The following is a 20,768-nucleotide window of genomic DNA, read 5'->3' as shown; positions in this document are numbered from 1 at the left end:
TACGCACAGTGAGCAGGCGACGGTGAGTGCAATGACGGGGATCACGCTCTCGGCCGGGGGGAGGCTCTCGGACCTCACCCGGTCGGTCCGCGCCCGGATCCTGGCCTGGGTGCTGCTGCTGACGGCGGTCGGGATGGCGGGGGCCGCCGGGACGGCGTACGGGCTGGAGCGGCAGCGGATCGACGTACGGATCGAGCAGGCGCTGGCGCAGGAGGTGTCGGAGTTCGCGGAGTTCCGGCGGTCGGCGGTGGATCCGCGCGACGGCGGGCAGTTCACCACGCTGGAGCGGTTGTTCGAGGTGGCGCTGCGGCGCAACGTGGCCGACCACCACCAGACGCTGGCGGCGTACCTGCCGGGCCGGACGCTCTCGCCGGCCGGTGGGGCGGTCGCGCTGCACAGCGATCCGGTCTTCCGGGCGCTGGTCACCGGGTCGCCGGGACCGTCGTCGGGCGCCTACACGTCGCCCGACGGACCGGTCCGGTACTCGACCGTGCCGATGACGCTCGGCCCGGAGCGGGGGACGTTCGTGGTGGTCTACTTCACCGGTCCCGAGCGCGCCGAACTGACCGAGGTGTTCCAGATCTACTCGGCCGTGGCGGTGGCCGCGCTGGCGGTGATCGCGGTGGTCGGCTGGCTCGCGGCCGGCCGGTTGCTGCGGCCGATCCGGGACGTCCGGCAGACCGCGCAGCAGATCAGCGAGTCCGACCTGACCCGGCGAATAGTTGCTCCTGGCAATGATGATGTGTCGTCGCTGGCCCGGACGTTCAACGCGATGCTGGACCGGCTGGAGGAGGCGTTCGCCACTCAGCGCCGGTTCCTCGACGAGGCCGGTCACGAGCTGCGCACGCCGATCACGATCGTGCGCGGGCATCTGGAGCTGCTGAACCCGGCCGACGCCGAGGAGACCGCCGAGGTGCGTGACCTGCTGCTGGACGAGCTCGATCGGATGAGCCGCTCGGTGGAGGACCTGATCGTGCTGGCCAAGGCCGAACGCCCGGACTTCCTGCGCCCCGACCTGGTGGACATCGGGCGGCTGACCGACCACGTGCTGGACAAGGCCCGGGCGCTGGGGGAGCGGGGGTGGCGGATCGACCGGCGTACGGAGGCGTGGGCGGTCGCCGATGCCCAGCGGCTGACCCAGGCTCTGGTTCAGCTCGCGGAGAACGCCGTGAAGTTCACCCGGCCGCAGGACCGCGTGGTGATCGGCTCGTCCTCCGACGGCGAGGTGGTGCGGCTCTGGGTGAGCGACACCGGGCCGGGCATCGCCGCGGCCGACGCCGACCGGATCTTCGAACGCTTTGAGCGCGGTCGGGGCGCCGGCCGTGCGGACGGCTCCGGACTGGGGCTGGCCATCGTGCGGGCGATCGCGGAGGCGCACGGCGGATCGGTGCGGTGCCACGCGACGCCGGGTGGCGGCGCGACGTTCGAGCTGACGATCCCCCAGGCGGCCGCGCCGGTGCCGGCGGTGGCGCCGCAGCGGGAGGAGGTGGTGTTGTGAACCGCGTGCTGATCGCCGAGGACGAGGAGCGGATCGCGTCGTTCGTGGCGAAGGGACTGCGAGCCCATGGATTCACGCCGACTGTCGTCGGTGACGGGCAGACCGCGCTGGACCACGGTTTGACCGGCGAGTTCGACCTGCTGGTGCTCGATCTCGGGCTGCCTGAGCTGGACGGGTTCACCGTGCTCGGCCGGCTTCGTACGGCGGGCAGTGCGATGCCGGTGGTGATCCTGACCGCGCGAAGCTCGGTGCAGGACACCGTGGCCGGACTGGAAGGTGGGGCGGACGACTACCTGTCCAAGCCGTTCCGGTTCGAGGAGTTGCTGGCGCGGATCCGGCTGCGGCTGCGTGACGACCGGGGCAGCGAGCCGGCGATCCTGCGCCGCGGGTCGCTGGCGCTGGACCTGCGGTCGCGGTCGGCCGTGGTCGACGGGCGAATGGTGCCGTTGACCGCGCGGGAGTTCGTCCTGGTCGAGGTGTTCCTGCGCAACGCGGGGCAGGTGCTGTCCCGGGAGACGCTGCTCAGCCGGGTCTGGGGGTTCGAGTTCGACCCGACGTCGAACGTCGTCGACGTCTACGTGCGCTACCTGCGGCGCAAGCTCGGCGCCGATCGTTTCGAGACGGTGCGCGGCGCCGGATACCGGCTGGTCTAGGGCGTTCGCCCCGTTCCGTGCCGGTGGCGCCGCGCACCGTTCCTCCGGGGGTGGGAGGTTCAGGTGCTCAGCGGGTCAGAGGCGGCTGCACTGGTCCTGCTTGTTGCCGCCGACGACGTTGCCGGAGCCGGTCGGGGCGGGCACGTTCGACTTGCACTGCAGGTTGCCGTCGATCCGGTTCGCGGTGAAGTTCTGCGCGCCGGAGTTGGTGAACGACTGCACGTCGCCCTTGACCTGGTTGGAGCGCAGCGACGCGGTCCGGCCCTGCTTGAGCTGGACGCTGCCGCCGACGGTGGAGGCGTACAGGTACACGTGCTGGTGGCCCTCGGTCTGGACGTTGCCGTTGATCCGGGCCGCCGACGTGCTCAGCCGGGCGTTCCGCTCGACCTTGACGGTGCCCTTGACCGTGGTGCGGCTCAGCGTGCAGGTGGCGCCGGCCGGCACCCGGACATTGTCGACGGTGACCGCGCCGAGCGTGCCGCGGCAGACTCGTTCCTCGGCGTGGGCGGCGGGCGCGGTGACCACGGCGCCGGCCAGCGCCAGTACGCCGGCTCCGGCCACGATGATGGAGCGCTTCATGAGTGTCCTCCGGGGATCGGGCCGGCCCTGGCGGCCGGCACGCAACCACTGTCGGCAGCGGCGATGAGAGGGCCGTGAAGAAGTGATGAGAAACGGTTCATCGCGAACGATCAGGCCAGTGGTGGGAGACTGGACTCATGTGGCGGGGGAGTGATCTGGACCCGGCGGACGGGACCAAGACCGAGCAGGTCGAGGCCCTGGTACTGCGGTCGATCGAGCGGGGTGACCTGTCGATCGGCTCGCGGCTGCCGTCCGAGCGGGTGCTGGCGGAGCGGCTCGGGGTGAGCCGGGTGACAGTGGTCAGGGCGCTCGACCAGCTGCGGGCGGACGGCGTACTGGAGACCAGGCGGGGATCCGGCACGCATGTGCGGCCGCTGGATCGGCTGCTGGACCCGATCGCTCCGGTGTCGACGGTGACGGCCGGGGACCAACCGGTGCTGGACCTGCGGTTCGCCACCACCGCGGCGCCACACGACGTGGCCGAGGTGGCGGCGCAGATCGTCGCCGAAGGACTGCCGCAGGCAATGGGTGGCGACGGTCCGCCGTCCGGCGGCTCACTCGAGCTGCGTACGGCGCTCGCCGAGCGGCTGACCGCCGAGGGAGTCCCGACCGAGCCGGGCCAGCTCACGCTGACCGTCGGAGCCGCTGCGGGACTCAACGCGGCACTGGCCGGGCTGGACCTCGGACCGGGCGTCGCCATCACCGAGACGCCGACGTACCCGGCGGCGTTCGACCTGCTGCGCAACCACCGGCTGGACGTCGTCGGCTGGCCGGCGGGCGTCTGGGACACCGACCAGCTCGCCCATCTGTGCCGGCGCCACAAGCCGAAGGTCATCTACCTCCAGGCCGACAACCACAATCCGACCGGGCTCAGCCTGCCAGCGGATCGGCGTACGGCGGTGGTGGAGATCGCGCGGCGCTACGGAGCCGCGCTGATCAGCGACGAGACCATGCGGCCGCTCTGGCTTGCCGGGGGCAAGCAGGCCGATCCTCTGAGCCGGTACCCGCGCACAGTCAGCGTCGGGTCGCTCAGCAAGACAGTGTGGGGCGGTCTGCGCGTCGGCTGGGTCCGGACGGGCCGACAGCTCCGCCGGAGGATCAACACGGCTGCTCACCTCAGTGTTACCTCACCCAGTGCGCTGGACGACCTGCTGGCGTTGGCGATCCTGGACCGGCTCGACCGGGTCATCTCGCGGCGCAAGACCCGGCTCAGGGCGAACCTGGCCGCGCTGGAGACCGGACTGAAGACCGTGCCGGGTGTGGCGTGGTCGACGCCGACCGGTGGCATGACGCTGTGGCTGGAGGTCACGGAGGTGCGGGCGCGCAAGGTGCTGGAGGCGGCCCGCGAGCAAGGGCTGCTGCTGGGAGCAGGTGACCTGTTCACTCCCGACGGCACCGATCGGCGGCACCTGCGGATCCCGTTCACGGCGCCACCGGCGACGCTGCGCCTGGTCGTGGCCCGGCTGACCGCCGCGATCGATCGGTCCAGTTGATTCGAGGTGGACTGATCTTCGCGCTGGTCCGGGTCCTAGGCTGAGGGCGTACCCAGCTCTGACCAGGAGGACCCCGAAGTGACTGAGACCACCGCACCGCAGACCGGGCCGGAAACCGGTACCGCCAAGGTCAAGCGTGGCATGGCGGAGATGCTCAAGGGTGGCGTGATCATGGACGTCGTCACCGCCGAGCAGGCCAAGATCGCCGAGGACGCCGGCGCTGTCGCGGTGATGGCGCTCGAGCGGGTCCCGGCCGACATCCGCGCCCAGGGCGGCGTGTCCCGGATGAGCGACCCGGACATGATCGACTCGATCATCAACGCGGTCTCGATCCCGGTGATGGCCAAGGCCCGGATCGGTCACTTCGTCGAGGCCCAGGTGCTGCAGAGCCTCGGGGTCGACTACATCGACGAGTCCGAGGTGCTCACCCCGGCCGACTACGCCAACCACATCGACAAGTGGCAGTTCACCGTGCCGTTCGTCTGCGGCGCGACCAACCTGGGCGAGGCGCTGCGCCGGATCACCGAGGGCGCGGCGATGATCCGCTCCAAGGGCGAGGCCGGCACCGGCGACGTCTCGAACGCCACCACCCACATGCGCCAGATCCGCCAGGAGCTGCGCCGGCTGCAGAACCTGCCCGAGGACGAGCTGTACGTCGCGGCCAAGGAGCTGCAGGCGCCGTACGAGCTGGTGAAGGAGGTCGCGGCCGCGGGCAAGCTCCCGGTCGTGCTGTTCACCGCCGGCGGCATCGCCACCCCGGCCGACGCCGCGATGATGATGCAGCTCGGCGCCGAGGGCGTGTTCGTCGGCTCCGGCATCTTCAAGTCCGGCAACCCGGCCCAGCGCGCCGAGGCGATCGTCAAGGCCACCACCTTCTACGACGACCCCGACGTGATCGCCAAGGTCTCCCGCGGGCTGGGCGAAGCGATGGTCGGCATCAACGTCGACGAGATCCCCCAGCCGCACCGGCTCGCCGAGCGCGGCTGGTAACACCGGCGGTGGTGGTCGGTCAGCGTCGGGAGCTGTTACTGCCTGAATCGTCGGTGCCGGGAGCGGATCTGCCCGTCAGGGCGGTTCTTCCCGGCACCGTCGATGCGGTGCGTACGCGCGGTACTGCCGTGCTGGTCGCGCTGCCTGGGTCGGGCAAGACCTCGCTGTTGCCGCTGGCCCTGGGCGACGCGCTCAACGGCAAGATCATCGTTGCCGAGCCGCGAAGGATGGCGACCCGCGCGGCGGCGACCCGGCTGGCGCAGTTGGTCGGTGAACCGCTCGGGCAGCGGATCGGGTACGCGATGCGCGGTGAACGCAGTGGCGGGCAAGGACTCCGGGTCGAGGTGGTGACAACGGGTCTGCTGGTACGGCGGCTGCAGCAGAACCCGGAGTTGCCGGGGGTGGCCGCGATCGTGATCGACGAGTGTCACGAGCGCCACCTCGATGCCGATCTGCTGCTGGCGTTCTGTCTCGATGTCCGGGCGAACCTTCGGGACGACCTGGCGATCGTTGCGACCTCGGCCACACCGGACACGGTCAGACTGAGTCGAGCGCTGGGCAGCGCGCCGGTGATCACCGCGACCGCAGCGTTGTACGACGTGGCGGTCGAGTGGGTCCCGCCGCCGGTCCCCGTGCCGCTGCTTCCCGGTGGGCGGGTCGACCCGCGCCTGCTGGATCACGTCGCGGCCGTCGTGCAGCGTGCACTGGCCGAGAACGACGGCGACATCCTCGTGTTCGTGCCGGGGGAGGCTGAGATCAACGGTGTCACGCGCCGACTGGCCGGTCAGAACGTCCTGCCGTTGTTCGGTCGCCAGTCCAGGGCCGAGCAGGACCGCGCGTTGGCTCCCGCCCCAACCCGCCGGATCGTGGTCACGACGTCGGTCGCGGAGAGTTCGCTGACCGTGCCCGGCGTCAGGGTCGTGGTGGACTCGGGGCTCGCCCGGGAGCCGCGGACCGATCAGTCCCGTGGCCTCGGTGCGTTGGTCACCTGCCGGGTCTCGAAATCGTCGGCCGACCAGCGCGCGGGTCGCGCCGGGCGGGAGGCGCCGGGCCGGGTCTATCGCTGCTGGTCCGCGACCGAGCACGCGCATCTCGACGATCATCCGGCGCCGGAGATCGCGATCGCCGATCTGGCGGCCTTCGCCCTCGACCTCGCGGCGTGGGGTGCGCCTGCCGGTGACGGTCTGACCTTGCTCGAGGCACCGCCGGCGGCGGCGATGACCGCGGCCACCGACCTGCTGCGCCGCCTCGACGCCCTCGACGACCGCGGCCGGATCACCGAGCGGGGACGGCGGATGGCGGCGATCGGGGCGCATCCGCGGTTGGCCCGTGCGTTGCTGGACGGTACGCCGCGGGTCGGCGCCGACCGGGCCCGCGAGATCGTCGCGATGCTCTCGGACGACTCCGGCCGGGACTTCGGCGACGACCTGCCGGCTCGCTGGCGAGCGCTGCGTCGCGGGGAGGACCGCGGCGCTACGGCGCGCTGGCGGGAAGAGACGAAGCGCCTCGGCCGAGGCGCGACGAACGGCGACCCGCAGACTCGCGGCGTACCGGACGATCTTGCGGCGGGCATCGTGGTGGGACTGGCCTACCCGGATCGCATCGCGCGGATCAGAGCGGCCGACTCCGCGACGTACCAGATGTCCGGCGGTACGGGCGCCGCGCTGGATCCGCAGTCGCCGTTGCGGACCACGACCTGGCTGGCGATCGCGGTGGCCGACCGGGCGCCCGGTCGCGCCGACGCCAGGATTCGTTCCGCGGCGCCGATCGACGAGCAGACCGCGCGAGACGTCGCGGGCGACCTCGTTTCGACCACCGACCAGATCCGCTGGCACGACGGCCGGATCGTGACGCGGCGCGTCGAGGCACTCGGCGCGATCGTGCTCAACGACGTGCCGCTGGCCAAGCCCGACCGGCTGCTCGTCCAAGCGGCCGTCCGCGACGGTATCCGCCGCAGCGGTCTGTCCGTACTGCGCTGGTCGGAGGCCGCACTCGCCTTGCGGGAGCGGCTCGCGTTCTGCCATGCCCACCTCGGAGATCCGTGGCCCGCGGTCGACGACGCGGCGCTGCTGGCCGATCTCGACAACTGGCTGGGAACCGAGCTCGCCTCGGTGCGAAGCTCGCGCGATCTCGCCCACATCGACGTGGCTTCGGCGCTCCGGCGACTACTGCCGTGGCCCGCCGCGACCCGGTTCGGCGAACTCGCACCGGAACGGCTGCAGGTCCCGTCGGGCTCCCAGGTGCGACTCGCGTACGACGGTGTCGAGCCGCCGGTCCTCGCAGTGAAGCTGCAGGAGGTCTTCGGCTGGACGGCCACTCCAACCGTCGCGGACGGTCGTGTCCCTGTCGTTCTGCACCTGCTCTCACCCGCACGGCGCCCGGTCGCGATCACGAGCGACCTCGCGTCGTTCTGGAAGCAGGGCTATCCGCAGGTCCGGGCCGACCTGCGAGCCCGCTATCCGCGCCATCCGTGGCCGGAGGATCCCCTCACCGCCGCCCCGACCAAGCGCGTGAAACCGCGCCAATGAACGGAGATACGCTGATCACCATGGATGTACTGTCTGCGGCCGGCGAGCGAACTGCTCGCGAGTTGCGCGGGCTCGCGCGAGTGCTGGTCCGGTCCGGTTACGCGGACCGCGCCGCGCTGACGTCTGCGCTGACCGAGGCCGTTCAGGAGGACGCGCCCGCGGCGGACGCGGCGGTCGTCGTACCGGAGCTGATCGCCGAGGCCGAGGCCGAGTTGCGGGCCGATGCGGAGGGCTGGCCGACCGAGACCGGGCCGGACCGGCTGGAGGCCGTACTGGCCGAGCTGGAGTCGCTGGGCATCGTCGTGGTCCGCTACTGCTCCGACCACCACGACGCCCGCAAGGCGCTCGAAGCGGCGACGGATCCGAAGGGTCTTGTCTTCTTCACCGACACCGATGTCTGGCACGCGGTCGACTTCGGGATGCTGGAGCTGAAGGTCTGGCACGCGGACACCGCGAACGTCGCCCCCGGAGAGCCGTTGCTGGACGACGTACTGGCGCTGCTGCACGAGCGGGACCTGCCGGCGGTCTTCGACGAAGGCCGCATCGAGGTCACCGTGGACTGGCAGAAGCGGGTCAAACTGTGACTGTGATCGGCGTCTTTGCCCTGCAGGGCAACGTGCGCGAGCACCTGGCCATGCTGGAGCAGGTCGGCGTCGAGGCTCGGTCGGTACGCCGTCCGGCCGAGCTGGAAGCGGTCGACGCGCTCGTGCTGCCGGGCGGGGAGTCCACCACGATGGACAAGCTGGCCCGGGCGTTCGAGCTGTTCGAGCCGCTGCAGAAGCGGATCGCGGACGGCATGCCGGTGTTCGGGACCTGCGCCGGGATGATCATGCTGGCCAACCAGATCACCGGCGGGATCGAGGGTCAGGAGACGCTCGGCGGGCTCGACGTGACGGTACGGCGCAACGCGTTCGGGCGGCAGGTCGACTCGTTCGAGGCCGATCTGGAGTTCAGCGCCTTCGACACGCCGTACCACGCGGTGTTCATCCGGGCACCCTGGGTGGAGCGGGTCGGGCCTGAGGTGGAGGTACTGTCGACGGTGAGGTCCGGCCCCGCCACGGGTAGGATCGTCGCGGTTCGCCACGATCGGCTGCTGGCCACGTCGTTCCATCCGGAGATGACCGGGGACGCCAGGCTGCACGGGTATTTCGCCGACCTGGTGCGCGACCTCTAAGTCAGTTCGGCGGTAGAAGGGTTGGGTTCGCGATGTCAGGCCACTCCAAATGGGCCACCACCAAGCACAAAAAAGCGGTCATCGACTCGAGGCGCGCCAAGCTCTTCGCGAAGCTGATCAAGAACATCGAGGTGGCCGCCCGGACCGGCGGCGGTGACCTGTCCGGCAACCCGACCCTGTACGACGCGGTCCAGAAGGCCAAGAAGTCCTCGGTGCCGAACGACAACATCGACCGGGCGATCAAGCGCGGGTCCGGCGCCGAGGCCGGTGGCGCGGACTGGCAGTCGATCACCTACGAGGGCTACGGCCCCAACGGTGTCGCGATGCTGATCGAGTGCCTGACCGACAACCGCAACCGCGCCGCGGCCGACGTCCGGACCGCGATGACCCGCAACGGCGGCTCGCTGGCCGACCCGAACAGCGTCGCGTACCTGTTCAACCGCAAGGGCGTCGTCGTGGTGAACAAGGAGCAGGACGGCAAGACCTACTCCGAGGACGAGGTGATGGAGGCCGTGCTGGAGGCCGGCGCCGACGAGGTGAACGACCTCGGCGAGGCCTTCGAGGTGATCAGCGAGGCGACCGACCTGGTCAAGGTCCGGACCGCGCTGCAGGACGCCGGCATCGACTACGAGTCGGCCGAAGCGTCGTTCGTGCCGTCGATGACCGTCGAGCTGGACGCCGACGGCGCGGGCAAGATCTTCCGGCTGATCGACGCGCTGGAGGACAGCGACGACGTGCAGAACGTGTACGCGAACTTCGACGTGTCCGACGACGTGATGGAGCAGGTCGGCTGACCTCTCGGGCTACTTCAACGCGGCGCTTGGGGATTCCCGGGCGCCGCGTCGTCGTTGGGCTTGCCGTCTTTGTTTACTCACGGGTAACGTCGGCGCATGGCGACTCAGGTACTGGGCATGTGGGAACGGTTCCGGACACTGCCGGGCGGCACGCGGATCTTCTCCTTCGCCTTCACCCGGCGGGCGCCGTACTTCCGCTCGATCCGGCCGCGCTTCGTCCAGATCAGCCCGAACTTCGCGTCGTTGCAGCTGCCGAAGCGGCGCGCGGTGCACAACCACATCGGCACCGTGCACGCGATCGCCGTTTGCAACGGGCTCGAGGCCGCGATGGGCGCTCTCGCCGAGGCGACCGTCCCGGCCGGCAAGCGCTGGCTGCCGAAGGGCATGGAGGTCGCCTACCTGGCCAAGTCCACCTCCGACCTGACTTGTACGGCGGAGACCGACCCGGCCGACTGGACCGCGGGCCCCGACGTACCGGTTCGCGTCCGGGCGACTCGCGCCGACGGAACGGTTGTTGTCGAGGGCACCATCAACCTGTGGGTCACCGACAAGAAGTAGCCCGCCGGGACATCACTTTCGCTCGCGGGGGAACGGCGTCGTAGGGTCGGGTCGTGACCGATGCGCTGCGACCTGTCGACATCACCGAGGACCAGCTGGACGACGTACTGCGGGTACGAGCGCGTTCGTTCGGGCCGTTGCCCGCGTCAGCGCGCGAGGAGTGGCGCAAGGACGCGGTCGAGTTCCTGGAGGACGGCCGGTACGTCGGGGTCGCGGCCGGTGACGAGGTGGTCGCCGCGGCGCGGATCTGGGACTTCCAGCAGTGGTGGGGCGGTCGCCAGGTGCCGATGGCCGGGATCGCCAGTGTGGTGGTCTCGCCCGAGCACCGGGGACGCGGCGTCGGCAGCATGCTGATGCGTGGAGTGCTGCAGCGGAGCATCGAGCGGGGCTTTCCGCTGACCGCGCTCTACCCGGCGACCACGGTGATCTACCGCAAGCTCGGCTACGAGTTCGGCGGCGGGCGGTACCGGTTCTCCTTCGACACCGCGGACCTGCGGTCGCTGGGTGGCAAGGAGGTCCGTATCCGCCGCGCCGGGCCGGCCGACGCCGGGCGCCTGCTCGAGTTGGTCGCGCAGGCGCACGAGAGCGGACGCGCCAACGGCGTGCTCGGTTGGCCCGAGGCGAAGGTCGCCGAGTGGCTCGGTGACGACGACATGTTCGCCTACCTCGCCGACGACGGATTCGTCGTCTACAACTGGCACGACCAGGACCTGCGGGTCGAGGAGCTGATCGCCCTCTCCGACACGACCGCGCGAGCTCTCTGGTCGACCGTGGGCTCCGGCTCGTCGACGGCTCGCAAGGTGCACGCCTACATCTCTCCGAACGACCCCGTGCACCTGCTGGCCCAGCGTGAGGCCGACAAGGAGACCCACGTCCAGCACTGGATGCTGCGGCTGCTCGACGCTCCGGCCGCTGTCGCCGCTCGCGGCTTCGCGCCTGGTGTGACCGCCGAGGTCGACCTGGAGTTCGACGACCCCGAGGTGCCGGCGCACTCCGGTCGCTGGCACCTGTCCGTTGCCGACGGCTCCGGCAAGCTCACGCCGTCCGAGCGCACTGGCGACGTACTGCGACTCGGTTCACGCGGCATCTCCGCCCTGTACGCCGGTACGCCGTTGGCGGCGCTGCGCGGATCCGGCCTGGCGAGCGGGGGCTCGGCGGGGGACGACGGGGTGCTCGACACGGCGTTCGGCGGCACTCCGGCGTACATGCTCGACTTCTTCTGACCGGTCGTCCACAGGCGCACGGCGAGTCGATTTCGTGGCGGCCGGAGCCCGCGCATAGTGTTTGTCGAACAAACGTTCGGAGGTGGTCCATGCGCGTGCTCGGCGTCGACCCGGGGTTGACCCGGTGCGGTCTCGGCGTCGTCGAGGGTGCGCCCGGACGGCCCCCGACGCTGGTCGCCGTCGGCGTGATCCGGACGCCGACCGATCTGGACGTCGCGCAGCGGCTGGTCCGGATCGAGGCCGGTATCGAGCAGTGGATCACCGAGCACCGGCCCGACGCGGTCGCGGTCGAGCGGGTCTTCGCGCAGCACAACGTGCGGACCGTGATGGGCACCGCGCAGGCGTCCGGGGTGGCGATGGTGGTCGCCGCCCGCAGGGGACTGCCGGTCGCGCTGCACACGCCCAGCGAGGTGAAAGCGGCGGTGACCGGTTCGGGCCGGGCCGACAAGGACCAGGTGACCACGATGGTGACGCGGATCCTGCAGCTGCCGGAGCGGCCGACCCCCGCGGACGCCGCCGACGCGCTGGCGCTCGCGATCTGCCACGTCTGGCGTGGCGGGGTGACGAGTCGCTTGCAGGACGCGGCTCAGTCTCAGCTGGAAGCTCGCGCGCAGGCGCAGTCGAAGGTCCAGTTGGCGAAAGTGCAGGCGGCGCTGGCCCAGGCGGCCGAGACCCGGCAGGCGCAACTGCGGGCGGTTCGAGGAGGTAAACGATGATCGCGTTCGTGCGTGGCCCGGTGGCCGCGATCGGGCTGGACAGTGCGGTGATCGAGGTCGGTGGCGTCGGGCTGCAGGTGTTCTGCCATCCCGGCACGCTGGCCGGGTTGCGGCCCGGGCAGGAGGCCAGGGTGTCCACCTCGATGGTGGTGCGCGAGGACTCGCTGACGCTGTACGGGTTCGCCGACGACGACGAGAAGAGCCTGTTCGAGCTGCTGCAGACCGCGTCCGGCGTCGGGCCGAAGCTCGCGCAGGCGGCGCTCGCCGTACTGAGTCCTGATCAGTTGCGGCAGGCCGTCGCGTCCGAGGATCTGGCGATGCTGGTGAAGGTGCCCGGCATCGGCAAGAAGGGTGCGCAGCGGATCGTGCTGGAACTGAAGGACAAGATCGGTGCGCCGTCCCGGACGGTGTCCGGGCGTCCGCTGCAGACCACCGAGGCGTGGAAGGACCAGGTGCAGGCCGGTCTGGTCGGTCTGGGCTGGTCCGCCCGCGACGCCGAGGACGCCGTGGTCGCGGTGTCGCCGCTGGCCGCCGAGGGCGAACCGTCCGTGCCCGACCTGCTGCGCGCCGCGCTGCGCGTGCTGTCGAAGGCGTAGCGGATGGACGACAACGTCAGGCCGCTGGTGTCCGCGGACGCGGTGGACCTCGAGGAACGCAAGATCGAGTCCGCTCTGCGGCCGCGCACCCTGGCCGAGTTCGGCGGGCAGCGGCGGGTCAGCGAGCAGCTCGAGCTGGTGCTGCACGCGGCTCGCGGCCGCAATCGCGCACCCGACCACGTGCTGCTGTCCGGCCCACCCGGACTGGGCAAGACCACGCTGGCGATGATCATCGCGGCCGAGCTGTCGGCGCCGCTGCGCGTCACCAGCGGTCCCGCGATCCAGCACGCCGGCGATCTGGCGGCGATCCTGTCCGGGCTCAGCGAGGGCGAGGTGCTGTTCCTCGACGAGATCCACCGGATGTCCCGGCCGGCCGAAGAGCTGCTGTACATGGCGATGGAGGACTTCCGGGTCGACGTGATCGTCGGCAAGGGGCCGGGTGCGACGGCCATTCCGTTGGAGATCCCGCCGTTCACGCTGGTCGGCGCGACCACACGGGCCGGGCTGCTGCCGGGACCGCTGCGCGACCGGTTCGGGTTCACGGGGCATCTGGAGTTCTACGACGCGGCTGAGCTGGAGAAGATCGTGCACCGGTCGGCCGCGCTGCTCGACGTCGACATCACGCCGGAAGGCGCCACCGAAATCGCCTCGCGGTCCCGCGGCACACCCCGAATCGCGAACCGGCTGCTGCGCCGCGTCCGCGACTACGCCGAGGTGCGCGCCGACGGGATCGTCACGCTGGCGCTGTCGAAGGCCGCCCTCGACCTGTACGAGGTGGACCGGATGGGCCTGGACCGGCTCGACCGCGGGGTGCTCGACGCGCTGTGCCGTCGTTTCGGCGGGGGACCGGTGGGCCTGTCGACGCTTGCTGTCGCGGTCGGTGAGGAACGCGAAACCGTCGAGGAGGTCGCCGAGCCCTTCCTGGTCCGCTCCGGCTACCTGGCCCGTACGCCGCGGGGCCGCGTCGCCACTCCGGCCGCCTGGCGCCACCTGGGCCTGAGCGTTCCCAAGAACGCCACCTTCGCGGACACCTTGTTCGACGCCGAGGACGAATAGCTGTGTGAGTCGGCGAAATCCCGGGCGCTGGGTCCGTCAGGGCAGCCGGGAACTCCGGGCGGCGTCGTAGGCGTTGAACCTCTGAGACCGTGCACCCAGCCCGGTCCTGCTCGGGTGCGCCGCGGAACCGGGACCGGCGTACGGGTGGCGAGTAACGCAAACGTGACCCGGTGTCATGCGGCACTTGCTGCCGCCCAGGGTTAGACTCCCCGGTGGCCTGACCTCGGGCCATCCCGTGACGACCTGCGCGCGCAGACCGTGCCGGGCCCGCAAAACCGACGAAGGATTCTGAGTCCCGATGCAACTGCTCGCCGTACCGATGGCCTCTTCCGGAGGTGGCGGGGGTATCACGCTCCTGCTCCCGCTGATCCTGATCGTCGGGATGATCTGGTTCATGAGCCGCACGCAGAAGAAGCAGCGTCAGCGGCAGGCCGACACCGTCGCCGCGCTGACTCCCGGCACCAAGGTGGTCACCACCAGCGGCATGGTCGGCATCGTCGAGGAGGTCGACGACGAGTACGTCACCCTCGAGGTCTCCGACGGCATGCTGGTGCAGTTCGTCAAGGCCGCGATCGGCCGGGTCATTCCGGACGACACCGCCGACGTGGTCGCCGACGAGCCGGCCGACGCCCCGGTGGAGGACCGGATCGAGGACGAGACCCCGGCGCGCGACACCGTCGACGTCCCGGAGACCGGCGACCCCAAGGCGCAGGACAAAAAGCTGCCGCCGACGCACTCCGAGAACTGAACTTCCCGTCCTATCGGCGTGCGGCGCGCCCCGGCGTCCTCTGACGCCCCGGCGCGCCCAGAAGCGCAAAGGTTGAATCTGACGTGGCAACAACGACGACCTCCCGCCCAGGACGGCTCCTGATCGTCCTGGGGGTCATCCTGGTCCTGCTGTTCGGGATCATGGGCCTGACCAAGCACTGGGAGCCCAAGCTCGGCTTGGATCTGCGCGGTGGTACCACCATCACGCTGACCGCCAAGTCGCTGGCGGGCGGCGGAGCGATCACCCCCGAGCAGCTGGCCGAGGCGAAGAACATCATTTCGCAGCGGGTCAACGGCGCGGGTGTCGGCGAGGCCGAGATCACCACCGCCGGTGGCAGCCACATCAACGTCGCCGTGCCCGGCGCCAACCAGGACAGCCTGATCAAGCAGGTCGGCCAGACCGCCCTGCTGTACTTCCGGGTCGTGTACGACGCGCAGGCGGCGGCCCCGCCACCGCCCGCGCCGACGGCCACGCCGACCGGCAAGCCGACGACCACGCCGAAGCCGAGCACCACGCCGAAGCCGAGCACCACGCCGAAGCCGTCGACCACGCTGAAGCCGCCGAGCACCACCCCGTCGCCGAACGGCCGGGCCTGGACCAGCGCGCTCGGTGAGGCCGCGGCCCCGACGCCGACGCCGAGCGCCAAGCCGAGCACGCCGGCGACCCCGCCGGCCACGCCGCCCGCGACGCCGCCGGCCACGTCCGGCGACCCGCTCGCCTGGCAGCCCGACGCCGCCACCACCGCGGCGTTCGCGACGTTCAAGTGCGACGCGAACAACAAGCCCGAGGACAACCCGGACAAGCCGCTGTTCTCCTGCGACAAGGCCGGCACCAGCAAGTACCTGCTGGGCCCGGCGATCCTCAAGGGCACCGACCTGTCCGACGCCAGCGCGGGCATCCCGCAGGGCGGCTTCCAGTGGCAGGTCAACCTGAACTTCAACAGCGAGGGTGGCGAGAAGTTCCTCCAGGCCACCACCGCGCTGGCCCAGCGTGGCCAGGGCCAGAACCTGTTCGCGATCGTGCTGGACGGCGAGACCATCTCGACGCCGAGCGTGGACAACCCGATCCCGGGCGGACAGGCGCAGATCAGCGGCAGCTTCACCGAGGCCGAGGCGCGCGACCTGGCGAACGTGCTGAAGTACGGCGCGCTGCCGGTCTCGTTCGACATCTCCTCGGTCGAGACCATCTCCCCGCAGCTCGGTGGTGACCAGCTCACGGCCGGCATCACCGCGGGCGTCATCGGCCTGCTGCTGGTGATCATCTTCTCGTTCCTGTACTACCGCGGCCTCGGCCTGGTCGTGGTCGCCTCGCTGCTGGCCGCCGCTGCCCTGACCTACGCGTCGGTGGTGCTGCTCGGCCAGGCGATCGGGTTCACGCTGACGCTGGCCGGCATCGCCGGTCTGATCGTCGCGATCGGTATCACCGCGGACTCGTTCGTCATCTACTTCGAACGACTCCGCGACGAGGTCCGTGAGGGGCGCAGCCTGCGCTCGTCGGTGGAGACCGGCTGGGCCCGGGCCAAGCACACGATCATCGCGGCCGACTCGATCTCGCTGCTGGCCGCCGTCGTGCTCTACCTGCTCGCCGTCGGCGGGGTGAAGGGCTTCGCGTTCACCCTCGGCCTGACCACGCTGATCGACCTGCTGGTCGTGTTCATCTTCACCAAGCCGCTGGTCACCCTGCTGGCGCGGACCGACTTCTTCGGCCACGGGCACAAGCTGTCCGGCCTCGACCCCGAGCAGCTGGGGGTCGAGCGCCTGCCCGGCCAGATGAAACCGGCCGCCCGGCCGGCCAAGTCGACGCGCAAGCCCGTGGGAGGTGAGGTCTGATGTCGAAGCTCGGAAGCCTCGGTGCGAAGCTGCACCGCGGTGAGGTCTCCTACGACTTCATCGGCAAGCGCAAGCTGTGGTTCACCGTCTCGCTGGTCCTGGTCGCGATCTCGGTGATCGGCCTGGCCGTTCGCGGCCTGGCGCTCGGCATCGAGTTCAAGGGCGGCGTGGAGTACCAGACGTCGGTCCGGGTCACCGACAACACCGTCGCGGACTTCGGCGACGCCGTGAAGGCGACCAACGCCCAGGATCTCGGCGACCCGGTGGTCACCACGATCGGCGCCGACAAGGTCCGGATCCAGACCCGGCCGCTCAGCCAGGACGACATCACCAAGGTCCGCAACGCGATCGCGCAAGAGGCCGGCGTCCAGCCGAACCAGGTCAGTACGTCGCAGATCGGTGCGTCCTGGGGTGATCAGATCGCGAACAAGGCGATCTGGGCGCTCGGCGTGTTCCTGGTCCTGGTCTTCCTGGTGATCTGGGTCTACTTCCGCGAGCCCAAGGCCTCGATGGCGGCGATCCTGGCCCTGGTCCACGACGTGCTGATCACGGTCGGCGTCTACGCGCTGGTCGGCTTCGACGTCACCCCGGCCACCGTGATCGGCGTCCTGACCATCCTCGGCTACTCGCTGTACGACACCGTCGTGGTGTTCGACAAGGTCCGGGAGAACACCCGCGGCATCACCGGGTCGAACCGCCAGACCTACAGCGACGCGGCCAACCTGGCCGTCAACCAGACCGTCGTCCGGTCGATCAACACCACGCTGATCGCGCTGCTGCCGGTCGGGTCGATCCTCGTCGTCGGCACGGCGGTGCTCGGCACCGGTCCGCTGAAGGACCTGTCACTGGCGCTGTTCGTCGGTATCGCGGTCGGTGCGTACTCCTCGGTGTTCATCGCTCCGGCGCTGCTGGCCGCCTTCAAGGAGCGCGAGCCGGGCATGCAGGCGCTGCGTCGTCGGGTGCTCGCCAGGCGGGCTCAGCAGAGTGGAGCGGCTGCTCCCGCCACGGCTGTCGCCGGTGCGGGCCAGCCGGCTGCCGCGATGGCCGGGACCGGCGCCACCGCGACCGCCGTACGGCCGCAGGACCGGCCCAAGGCCGGCACGCCGACGGCGTCGAGCCGGCCGGTGAAGCCGACCGGTGCGGCCGGCCGGCCGCAACCGACCCGTAAGCCGCGTTCCAAGCGCGGCAAGTGATCACCCGCACGAAAGGTTGCTGATGCGCTCGCTGGAAGAGGTCCTCGCCGAGGGCATCCGCGACATTCCGGACTACCCGCAGCCGGGGGTGCTGTTCAAGGACATCACCCCCCTGCTGGCCGACCACACCGGGTTCACCCAGGTGGTCGAGGCGCTGGCCGCGAGCGGCAAGGACGACGACGGCAACCCGGTGGTCGACAAGGTGGTCGGGATCGAGGCCCGCGGCTTCATCCTGGCCGCCCCGGTCGCGCTGGCGCTCGGGGCCGGGTTCGTGCCGGTGCGCAAGCAGGGCAAGCTGCCGGCCGCGACGTTCGCGGAGTCCTACGCGCTGGAGTACGGCGAGGCGACCATCGAGGTGCACCAGGACGCGTTCACGCCGGGCGACCGGGTGCTGGTGATCGACGACGTGCTCGCCACCGGCGGCACGGTCGAGGCCTGCCTGCGGCTGATCCGGCGCTGCGGGGCCGAGGTGCTCGGCACCGCCGTACTGCTGGAGCTGTCGTTCCTGCCCGGTCGCAAGCGGCTGGCGGACGAGCGGGTGGACGCCCTCGTCACTGTCTGACACCGGCCGTCACGCCGATCCGGCGTGTTGTCCACAGGCCGTGTCCGCCTCCTTGGAGGTGACCCCCTAGACTGGTGGTCTGTCGGCGGAGGGACACAACGTGGGCGAAGACCCGGCGATGACGTCAGCGGTACCGAATGTGGTGCCGCACGAGCCCCCGCGCGCGCCGGCCCCGGTGCGCCCGGTCAGTTCGTCGCCGCCTCCTGCCGCCCAACCGCCGAGGATCGCGCCCGCCCGGGTGCGCGCCCGGCTGGCCCGGCTGGGTGGCACCCGCCATCCGAACCGGGCCCCGATGCTGGAGCCGCTGTTCCGGGTCGTGCGCGCGACCCATCCCAAGGCCGACCTGGGCATGATCGAGCGGGCCTACCGGACCGCCGAGAAGCACCACAGCGGCCAGCTGCGCAAGAGCGGTGACGCCTACATCACCCACCCGCTCGCCGTCGCCACCATCCTGGCCGAGCTGGGCATGACCGCGCCGACGCTGTGCGCCGCCCTGCTGCACGACACGGTCGAGGACACCGACTACACGCTGGCCGAGCTGACCAAGGACTTCAGCGAAGAGATCGCGATGCTGGTCGACGGCGTCACGAAGCTGGACAAGGTCAAGTACGGCGAATCCGCGCAGGCCGAGACGATCCGCAAGATGGTCGTCGCGATGGCCAAGGACATCCGGGTGCTGGTGATCAAGCTCGCCGACCGGTTGCACAACATGCGAACCCTGGGCTTCCTGCGCCAGGAGAAGCAGGAGCGGATCGCCCGCGAGACGCTGGAGATCTACGCCCCGCTGGCCCACCGGCTCGGTATGAACACGATCAAGTGGGAGCTCGAGGACCTGTCCTTCTCGACCCTGCACCCGAAGGTGTACGACGAGATCGTGCGGCTGGTGGCCGAGCGAGCGCCGTCCCGCGACGAGTACCTGGCCTCGGTGATCGACCAGGTGCACGAGGACCTGCGCGCCGCCAAGGTGAAGGCCACCGTCACCGGCCGGCCGAAGCACTACTACTCGATCTACCAGAAGATGATCGTCCGCGGCCGCGAGTTCGGCGACATCTACGACCTGGTCGGCATTCGCGTGCTGGTCGAGTCGGTCCGGGACTGCTACGCGGCGCTCGGTGTGCTGCACGCGCGCTGGAACCCGGTGCCCGGCCGGTTCAAGGACTACATCGCGATGCCGAAGTTCAACATGTACCAGTCGCTGCACACCACCGTGATCGGCCCGCAGGGCAAGCCGGTGGAGCTGCAGATCCGGTCGTTCTCGATGCACCGGCGCGCGGAGTACGGCATCGCCGCGCACTGGAAGTACAAAGAGGACCCGAACGCCCCGGCCCCCGAGGTCGGCGCGCCGCAGACCACCGAGGTCGGCGCGCCCAACGACATGCCGTGGGTCCGGCAGCTGGTCGACTGGCAGCGGGAGACCTCCGATCCGTCGGAGTTCCTCGACTCGCTGCGGTTCGAGATCAACAACTCCGAGGTCTACGTCTTCACCCCGCGCGGCGACGTGATGTCGCTGCCGACCGGGTCGTCACCGGTCGACTTCGCCTACGCGATCCACACCGAGGTCGGGCACCGCTGTATCGGCGCCCGGGTCAACGGCCGGCTCGTCCCGCTGGAGAGCACGCTCGAGAACGGCGACGTGGTCGAGGTCTTCACCTCCAAGGCCCAGGGCGCCGGTCCGTCGCGTGACTGGCTCGGCTTCGTCAAGAGCCCCCGCGCGCGCAACAAGATCAAGCACTGGTTCAGCAAGGAACGCCGCGACGAGGCGATCGAGCACGGCAAGGACGCGATCGCCAAGCAGCTGCGCAAGGAAGGCCTGCCGCTGCAGCGCCTCCTGTCGCACGAAACGCTCACCGCGGTCGCCAACTCGCTGCGCTACCCCGACGTCACCGGCCTGTACGCCGCGGTCGGCGAGAGCCACGTCAGCGCGCAAGCCGTCGTCCGCCGCCTGATCGAGACGTACGGCGGTGAGGAGGGCGCGGCCGAGGACCTGGCCGAGGGCCTCCGTCTCCCGCAGACCCGCGAGCGCCGCAAGCGCACCGCCCGCGGCGACGCCGGCGTCATCGTCAAGGGCGCGACCGATGTGCTGTCGAAGCTGGCCCGCTGCTGCACCCCGGTGCCGGGCGACGAGATCATCGGCTGGGTCACCCGCGGTGCCGGCGTCTCGGTGCACCGCGCCGACTGCGCCAACGTGGAAAACCTGCAGAGCCAGCCCGAGCGCATCGTCGAGGTCGAGTGGGCCCCGACCGCACAGTCGGTCTTCCTGGTCGCCATCCAGGTCGAGGCGCTGGACCGTGCGCGGTTACTGTCCGACATCACGCGTGTCCTGTCGGACTACCACGTGAACATCTTGTCCGCCGCGCTCACGACGACCCGCGACCGGATCGCCAAGTCCCGCTTCACCTTCGAGATGGGCGATCCGACGCACCTTGGGCATGTTCTGAAGGCGGTTCGTTCCGTCGAAGGGGTCTTCGACGTCTACCGGGTGACGCAGTAGTTCCTGAGGACAAGCCCTTGGTCGTACGGTCCTCGCCTCTAGCGTGGCGGGCCACGTCGGCTGGGG

At 70.5% G+C, this 20,768-nt stretch carries 19 protein-coding genes; 18 read left to right on the top strand and 1 reads right to left on the bottom strand.

Going from position 1 to position 20,768, the window contains the following annotated elements; translation table 11 throughout:
• Nucleotides 1-31 precede the first annotated feature (31 nt).
• A complete protein-coding gene (locus BWI15_RS13325; RefSeq protein WP_077014611.1) occupies nucleotides 32-1,498 on the top strand; it encodes a sensor histidine kinase in 1,467 nt (488 codons plus the stop codon).
• Entirely contained in the window at nucleotides 1,495-2,151 is a 657-nt protein-coding gene (locus BWI15_RS13320) for a response regulator transcription factor (protein ID WP_077014610.1), read from the top strand. The genes BWI15_RS13325 and BWI15_RS13320 overlap by 4 nt, the downstream gene beginning before the upstream one ends.
• Before the next feature lie 75 nt (nucleotides 2,152-2,226).
• Here BWI15_RS13320 and BWI15_RS13315 read toward each other — a convergent pair whose 3' ends face one another.
• Nucleotides 2,227-2,730, bottom strand: coding sequence for a hypothetical protein (locus BWI15_RS13315; RefSeq protein ID WP_077014609.1), 504 nt, complete (start codon nucleotides 2,728-2,730; stop codon nucleotides 2,227-2,229).
• Nucleotides 2,731-2,867: 137 nt separating this feature from the next.
• Here BWI15_RS13315 and BWI15_RS13310 point away from each other — a divergent pair, with 137 nt between their 5' ends.
• From BWI15_RS13310 to BWI15_RS13235, 16 genes are all read left to right on the top strand, one after another.
• Nucleotides 2,868-4,223, top strand: a complete 1,356-nt coding sequence (locus BWI15_RS13310) for an aminotransferase-like domain-containing protein (protein WP_077014608.1) — start codon at nucleotides 2,868-2,870, stop codon at nucleotides 4,221-4,223.
• 78 nt (nucleotides 4,224-4,301) lie between these two features.
• Nucleotides 4,302-5,213 carry a pyridoxal 5'-phosphate synthase lyase subunit PdxS gene (gene pdxS / locus BWI15_RS13305; protein ID WP_077014607.1) on the top strand — a complete coding sequence of 304 codons (912 nt, stop codon included), beginning with the start codon at nucleotides 4,302-4,304 and terminating at the stop codon, nucleotides 5,211-5,213.
• 8 nt (nucleotides 5,214-5,221) lie between these two features.
• Nucleotides 5,222-7,741, top strand: coding sequence for an ATP-dependent helicase HrpB (gene hrpB, locus BWI15_RS13300; RefSeq protein WP_269087165.1), 2,520 nt, complete (start codon nucleotides 5,222-5,224; stop codon nucleotides 7,739-7,741).
• Between the two features lie 20 nt (nucleotides 7,742-7,761).
• Nucleotides 7,762-8,325 carry a DUF6891 domain-containing protein gene (locus tag BWI15_RS13295; RefSeq protein WP_077014606.1) on the top strand — a complete coding sequence of 188 codons (564 nt, stop codon included), beginning with the start codon at nucleotides 7,762-7,764 and terminating at the stop codon, nucleotides 8,323-8,325.
• Nucleotides 8,322-8,915: a pyridoxal 5'-phosphate synthase glutaminase subunit PdxT gene (pdxT, locus tag BWI15_RS13290; RefSeq protein WP_077014605.1), complete on the top strand. Its 594-nt coding sequence runs from the start codon at nucleotides 8,322-8,324 to the stop codon at nucleotides 8,913-8,915. The genes BWI15_RS13295 and pdxT overlap by 4 nt, the downstream gene beginning before the upstream one ends.
• A gap of 32 nt (nucleotides 8,916-8,947) precedes the next feature.
• Nucleotides 8,948-9,709 carry a YebC/PmpR family DNA-binding transcriptional regulator gene (locus BWI15_RS13285; RefSeq protein ID WP_077014604.1) on the top strand — a complete coding sequence of 254 codons (762 nt, stop codon included), beginning with the start codon at nucleotides 8,948-8,950 and terminating at the stop codon, nucleotides 9,707-9,709.
• Between the two features lie 96 nt (nucleotides 9,710-9,805).
• Nucleotides 9,806-10,267, top strand: a complete 462-nt coding sequence (locus tag BWI15_RS13280) for a hotdog fold domain-containing protein (RefSeq protein WP_077014603.1) — start codon at nucleotides 9,806-9,808, stop codon at nucleotides 10,265-10,267.
• Nucleotides 10,268-10,320: 53 nt separating this feature from the next.
• Nucleotides 10,321-11,490 carry a GNAT family N-acetyltransferase gene (locus BWI15_RS13275; protein WP_083750726.1) on the top strand — a complete coding sequence of 390 codons (1,170 nt, stop codon included), beginning with the start codon at nucleotides 10,321-10,323 and terminating at the stop codon, nucleotides 11,488-11,490.
• An 89-nt stretch (nucleotides 11,491-11,579) separates the two neighbouring features.
• A complete protein-coding gene (gene ruvC / locus BWI15_RS13270) occupies nucleotides 11,580-12,206 on the top strand; it encodes a crossover junction endodeoxyribonuclease RuvC (protein ID WP_077014602.1) in 627 nt (208 codons plus the stop codon).
• On the top strand, nucleotides 12,203-12,802 hold the full coding sequence (gene ruvA / locus BWI15_RS38780; RefSeq protein WP_077014601.1) for a Holliday junction branch migration protein RuvA: 600 nt from the start codon (nucleotides 12,203-12,205) through the stop codon (nucleotides 12,800-12,802). Before ruvC ends, ruvA begins: the two co-directional genes overlap by 4 nt.
• A gap of 3 nt (nucleotides 12,803-12,805) precedes the next feature.
• A complete protein-coding gene (ruvB, locus tag BWI15_RS38775) occupies nucleotides 12,806-13,858 on the top strand; it encodes a Holliday junction branch migration DNA helicase RuvB (protein WP_077014600.1) in 1,053 nt (350 codons plus the stop codon).
• 298 nt (nucleotides 13,859-14,156) lie between these two features.
• Nucleotides 14,157-14,606, top strand: coding sequence for a preprotein translocase subunit YajC (gene yajC, locus BWI15_RS13255; protein WP_077014599.1), 450 nt, complete (start codon nucleotides 14,157-14,159; stop codon nucleotides 14,604-14,606).
• An 83-nt stretch (nucleotides 14,607-14,689) separates the two neighbouring features.
• Nucleotides 14,690-16,456 carry a protein translocase subunit SecD gene (secD, locus tag BWI15_RS13250; RefSeq protein ID WP_193432156.1) on the top strand — a complete coding sequence of 589 codons (1,767 nt, stop codon included), beginning with the start codon at nucleotides 14,690-14,692 and terminating at the stop codon, nucleotides 16,454-16,456.
• Complete coding sequence (secF, locus tag BWI15_RS13245) at nucleotides 16,456-17,649, top strand: protein translocase subunit SecF (RefSeq protein WP_077014598.1); 1,194 nt, start codon at nucleotides 16,456-16,458, stop codon at nucleotides 17,647-17,649. The genes secD and secF overlap by 1 nt, the downstream gene beginning before the upstream one ends.
• A 22-nt stretch (nucleotides 17,650-17,671) precedes the next feature.
• A complete protein-coding gene (locus tag BWI15_RS13240; RefSeq protein ID WP_077014597.1) occupies nucleotides 17,672-18,211 on the top strand; it encodes an adenine phosphoribosyltransferase in 540 nt (179 codons plus the stop codon).
• Between the two features lie 118 nt (nucleotides 18,212-18,329).
• Entirely contained in the window at nucleotides 18,330-20,702 is a 2,373-nt protein-coding gene (locus tag BWI15_RS13235; RefSeq protein WP_432937944.1) for a RelA/SpoT family protein, read from the top strand.
• The last annotated feature ends 66 nt before the right edge of the window (nucleotides 20,703-20,768 follow it).

Source organism: Kribbella sp. ALI-6-A (assembly GCF_001984195.1).
Lineage (GTDB): Bacteria > Actinomycetota > Actinomycetes > Propionibacteriales > Kribbellaceae > Kribbella.
The sequence above is the reverse complement of the archived record's forward strand: the minus strand, read 5'-3'. Positions and strand labels throughout refer to the sequence as shown.

Excerpts from the sequence above, each read along its gene's own strand:
- BWI15_RS13325 (WP_077014611.1), top strand. The coding sequence starts at position 32 with ATGACGGGGATCACGCTCTCGGCCGGGGGGAGGCTCTCGGACCTCACC.
- BWI15_RS13315 (WP_077014609.1), bottom strand. The coding sequence starts at position 2,730 with ATGAAGCGCTCCATCATCGTGGCCGGAGCCGGCGTACTGGCGCTGGCC.
- BWI15_RS13310 (WP_077014608.1), top strand. The coding sequence starts at position 2,868 with ATGTGGCGGGGGAGTGATCTGGACCCGGCGGACGGGACCAAGACCGAG.
- BWI15_RS13295 (WP_077014606.1), top strand. The coding sequence starts at position 7,762 with ATGGATGTACTGTCTGCGGCCGGCGAGCGAACTGCTCGCGAGTTGCGC.
- BWI15_RS13285 (WP_077014604.1), top strand. The coding sequence starts at position 8,948 with ATGTCAGGCCACTCCAAATGGGCCACCACCAAGCACAAAAAAGCGGTC.
- BWI15_RS13280 (WP_077014603.1), top strand. The coding sequence starts at position 9,806 with ATGGCGACTCAGGTACTGGGCATGTGGGAACGGTTCCGGACACTGCCG.
- ruvC (WP_077014602.1), top strand. The coding sequence starts at position 11,580 with ATGCGCGTGCTCGGCGTCGACCCGGGGTTGACCCGGTGCGGTCTCGGC.
- ruvA (WP_077014601.1), top strand. The coding sequence starts at position 12,203 with ATGATCGCGTTCGTGCGTGGCCCGGTGGCCGCGATCGGGCTGGACAGT.
- ruvB (WP_077014600.1), top strand. The coding sequence starts at position 12,806 with ATGGACGACAACGTCAGGCCGCTGGTGTCCGCGGACGCGGTGGACCTC.
- yajC (WP_077014599.1), top strand. The coding sequence starts at position 14,157 with ATGCAACTGCTCGCCGTACCGATGGCCTCTTCCGGAGGTGGCGGGGGT.
- secF (WP_077014598.1), top strand. The coding sequence starts at position 16,456 with ATGTCGAAGCTCGGAAGCCTCGGTGCGAAGCTGCACCGCGGTGAGGTC.
- BWI15_RS13240 (WP_077014597.1), top strand. The coding sequence starts at position 17,672 with ATGCGCTCGCTGGAAGAGGTCCTCGCCGAGGGCATCCGCGACATTCCG.
- BWI15_RS13235 (WP_432937944.1), top strand. The coding sequence starts at position 18,330 with ATGACGTCAGCGGTACCGAATGTGGTGCCGCACGAGCCCCCGCGCGCG.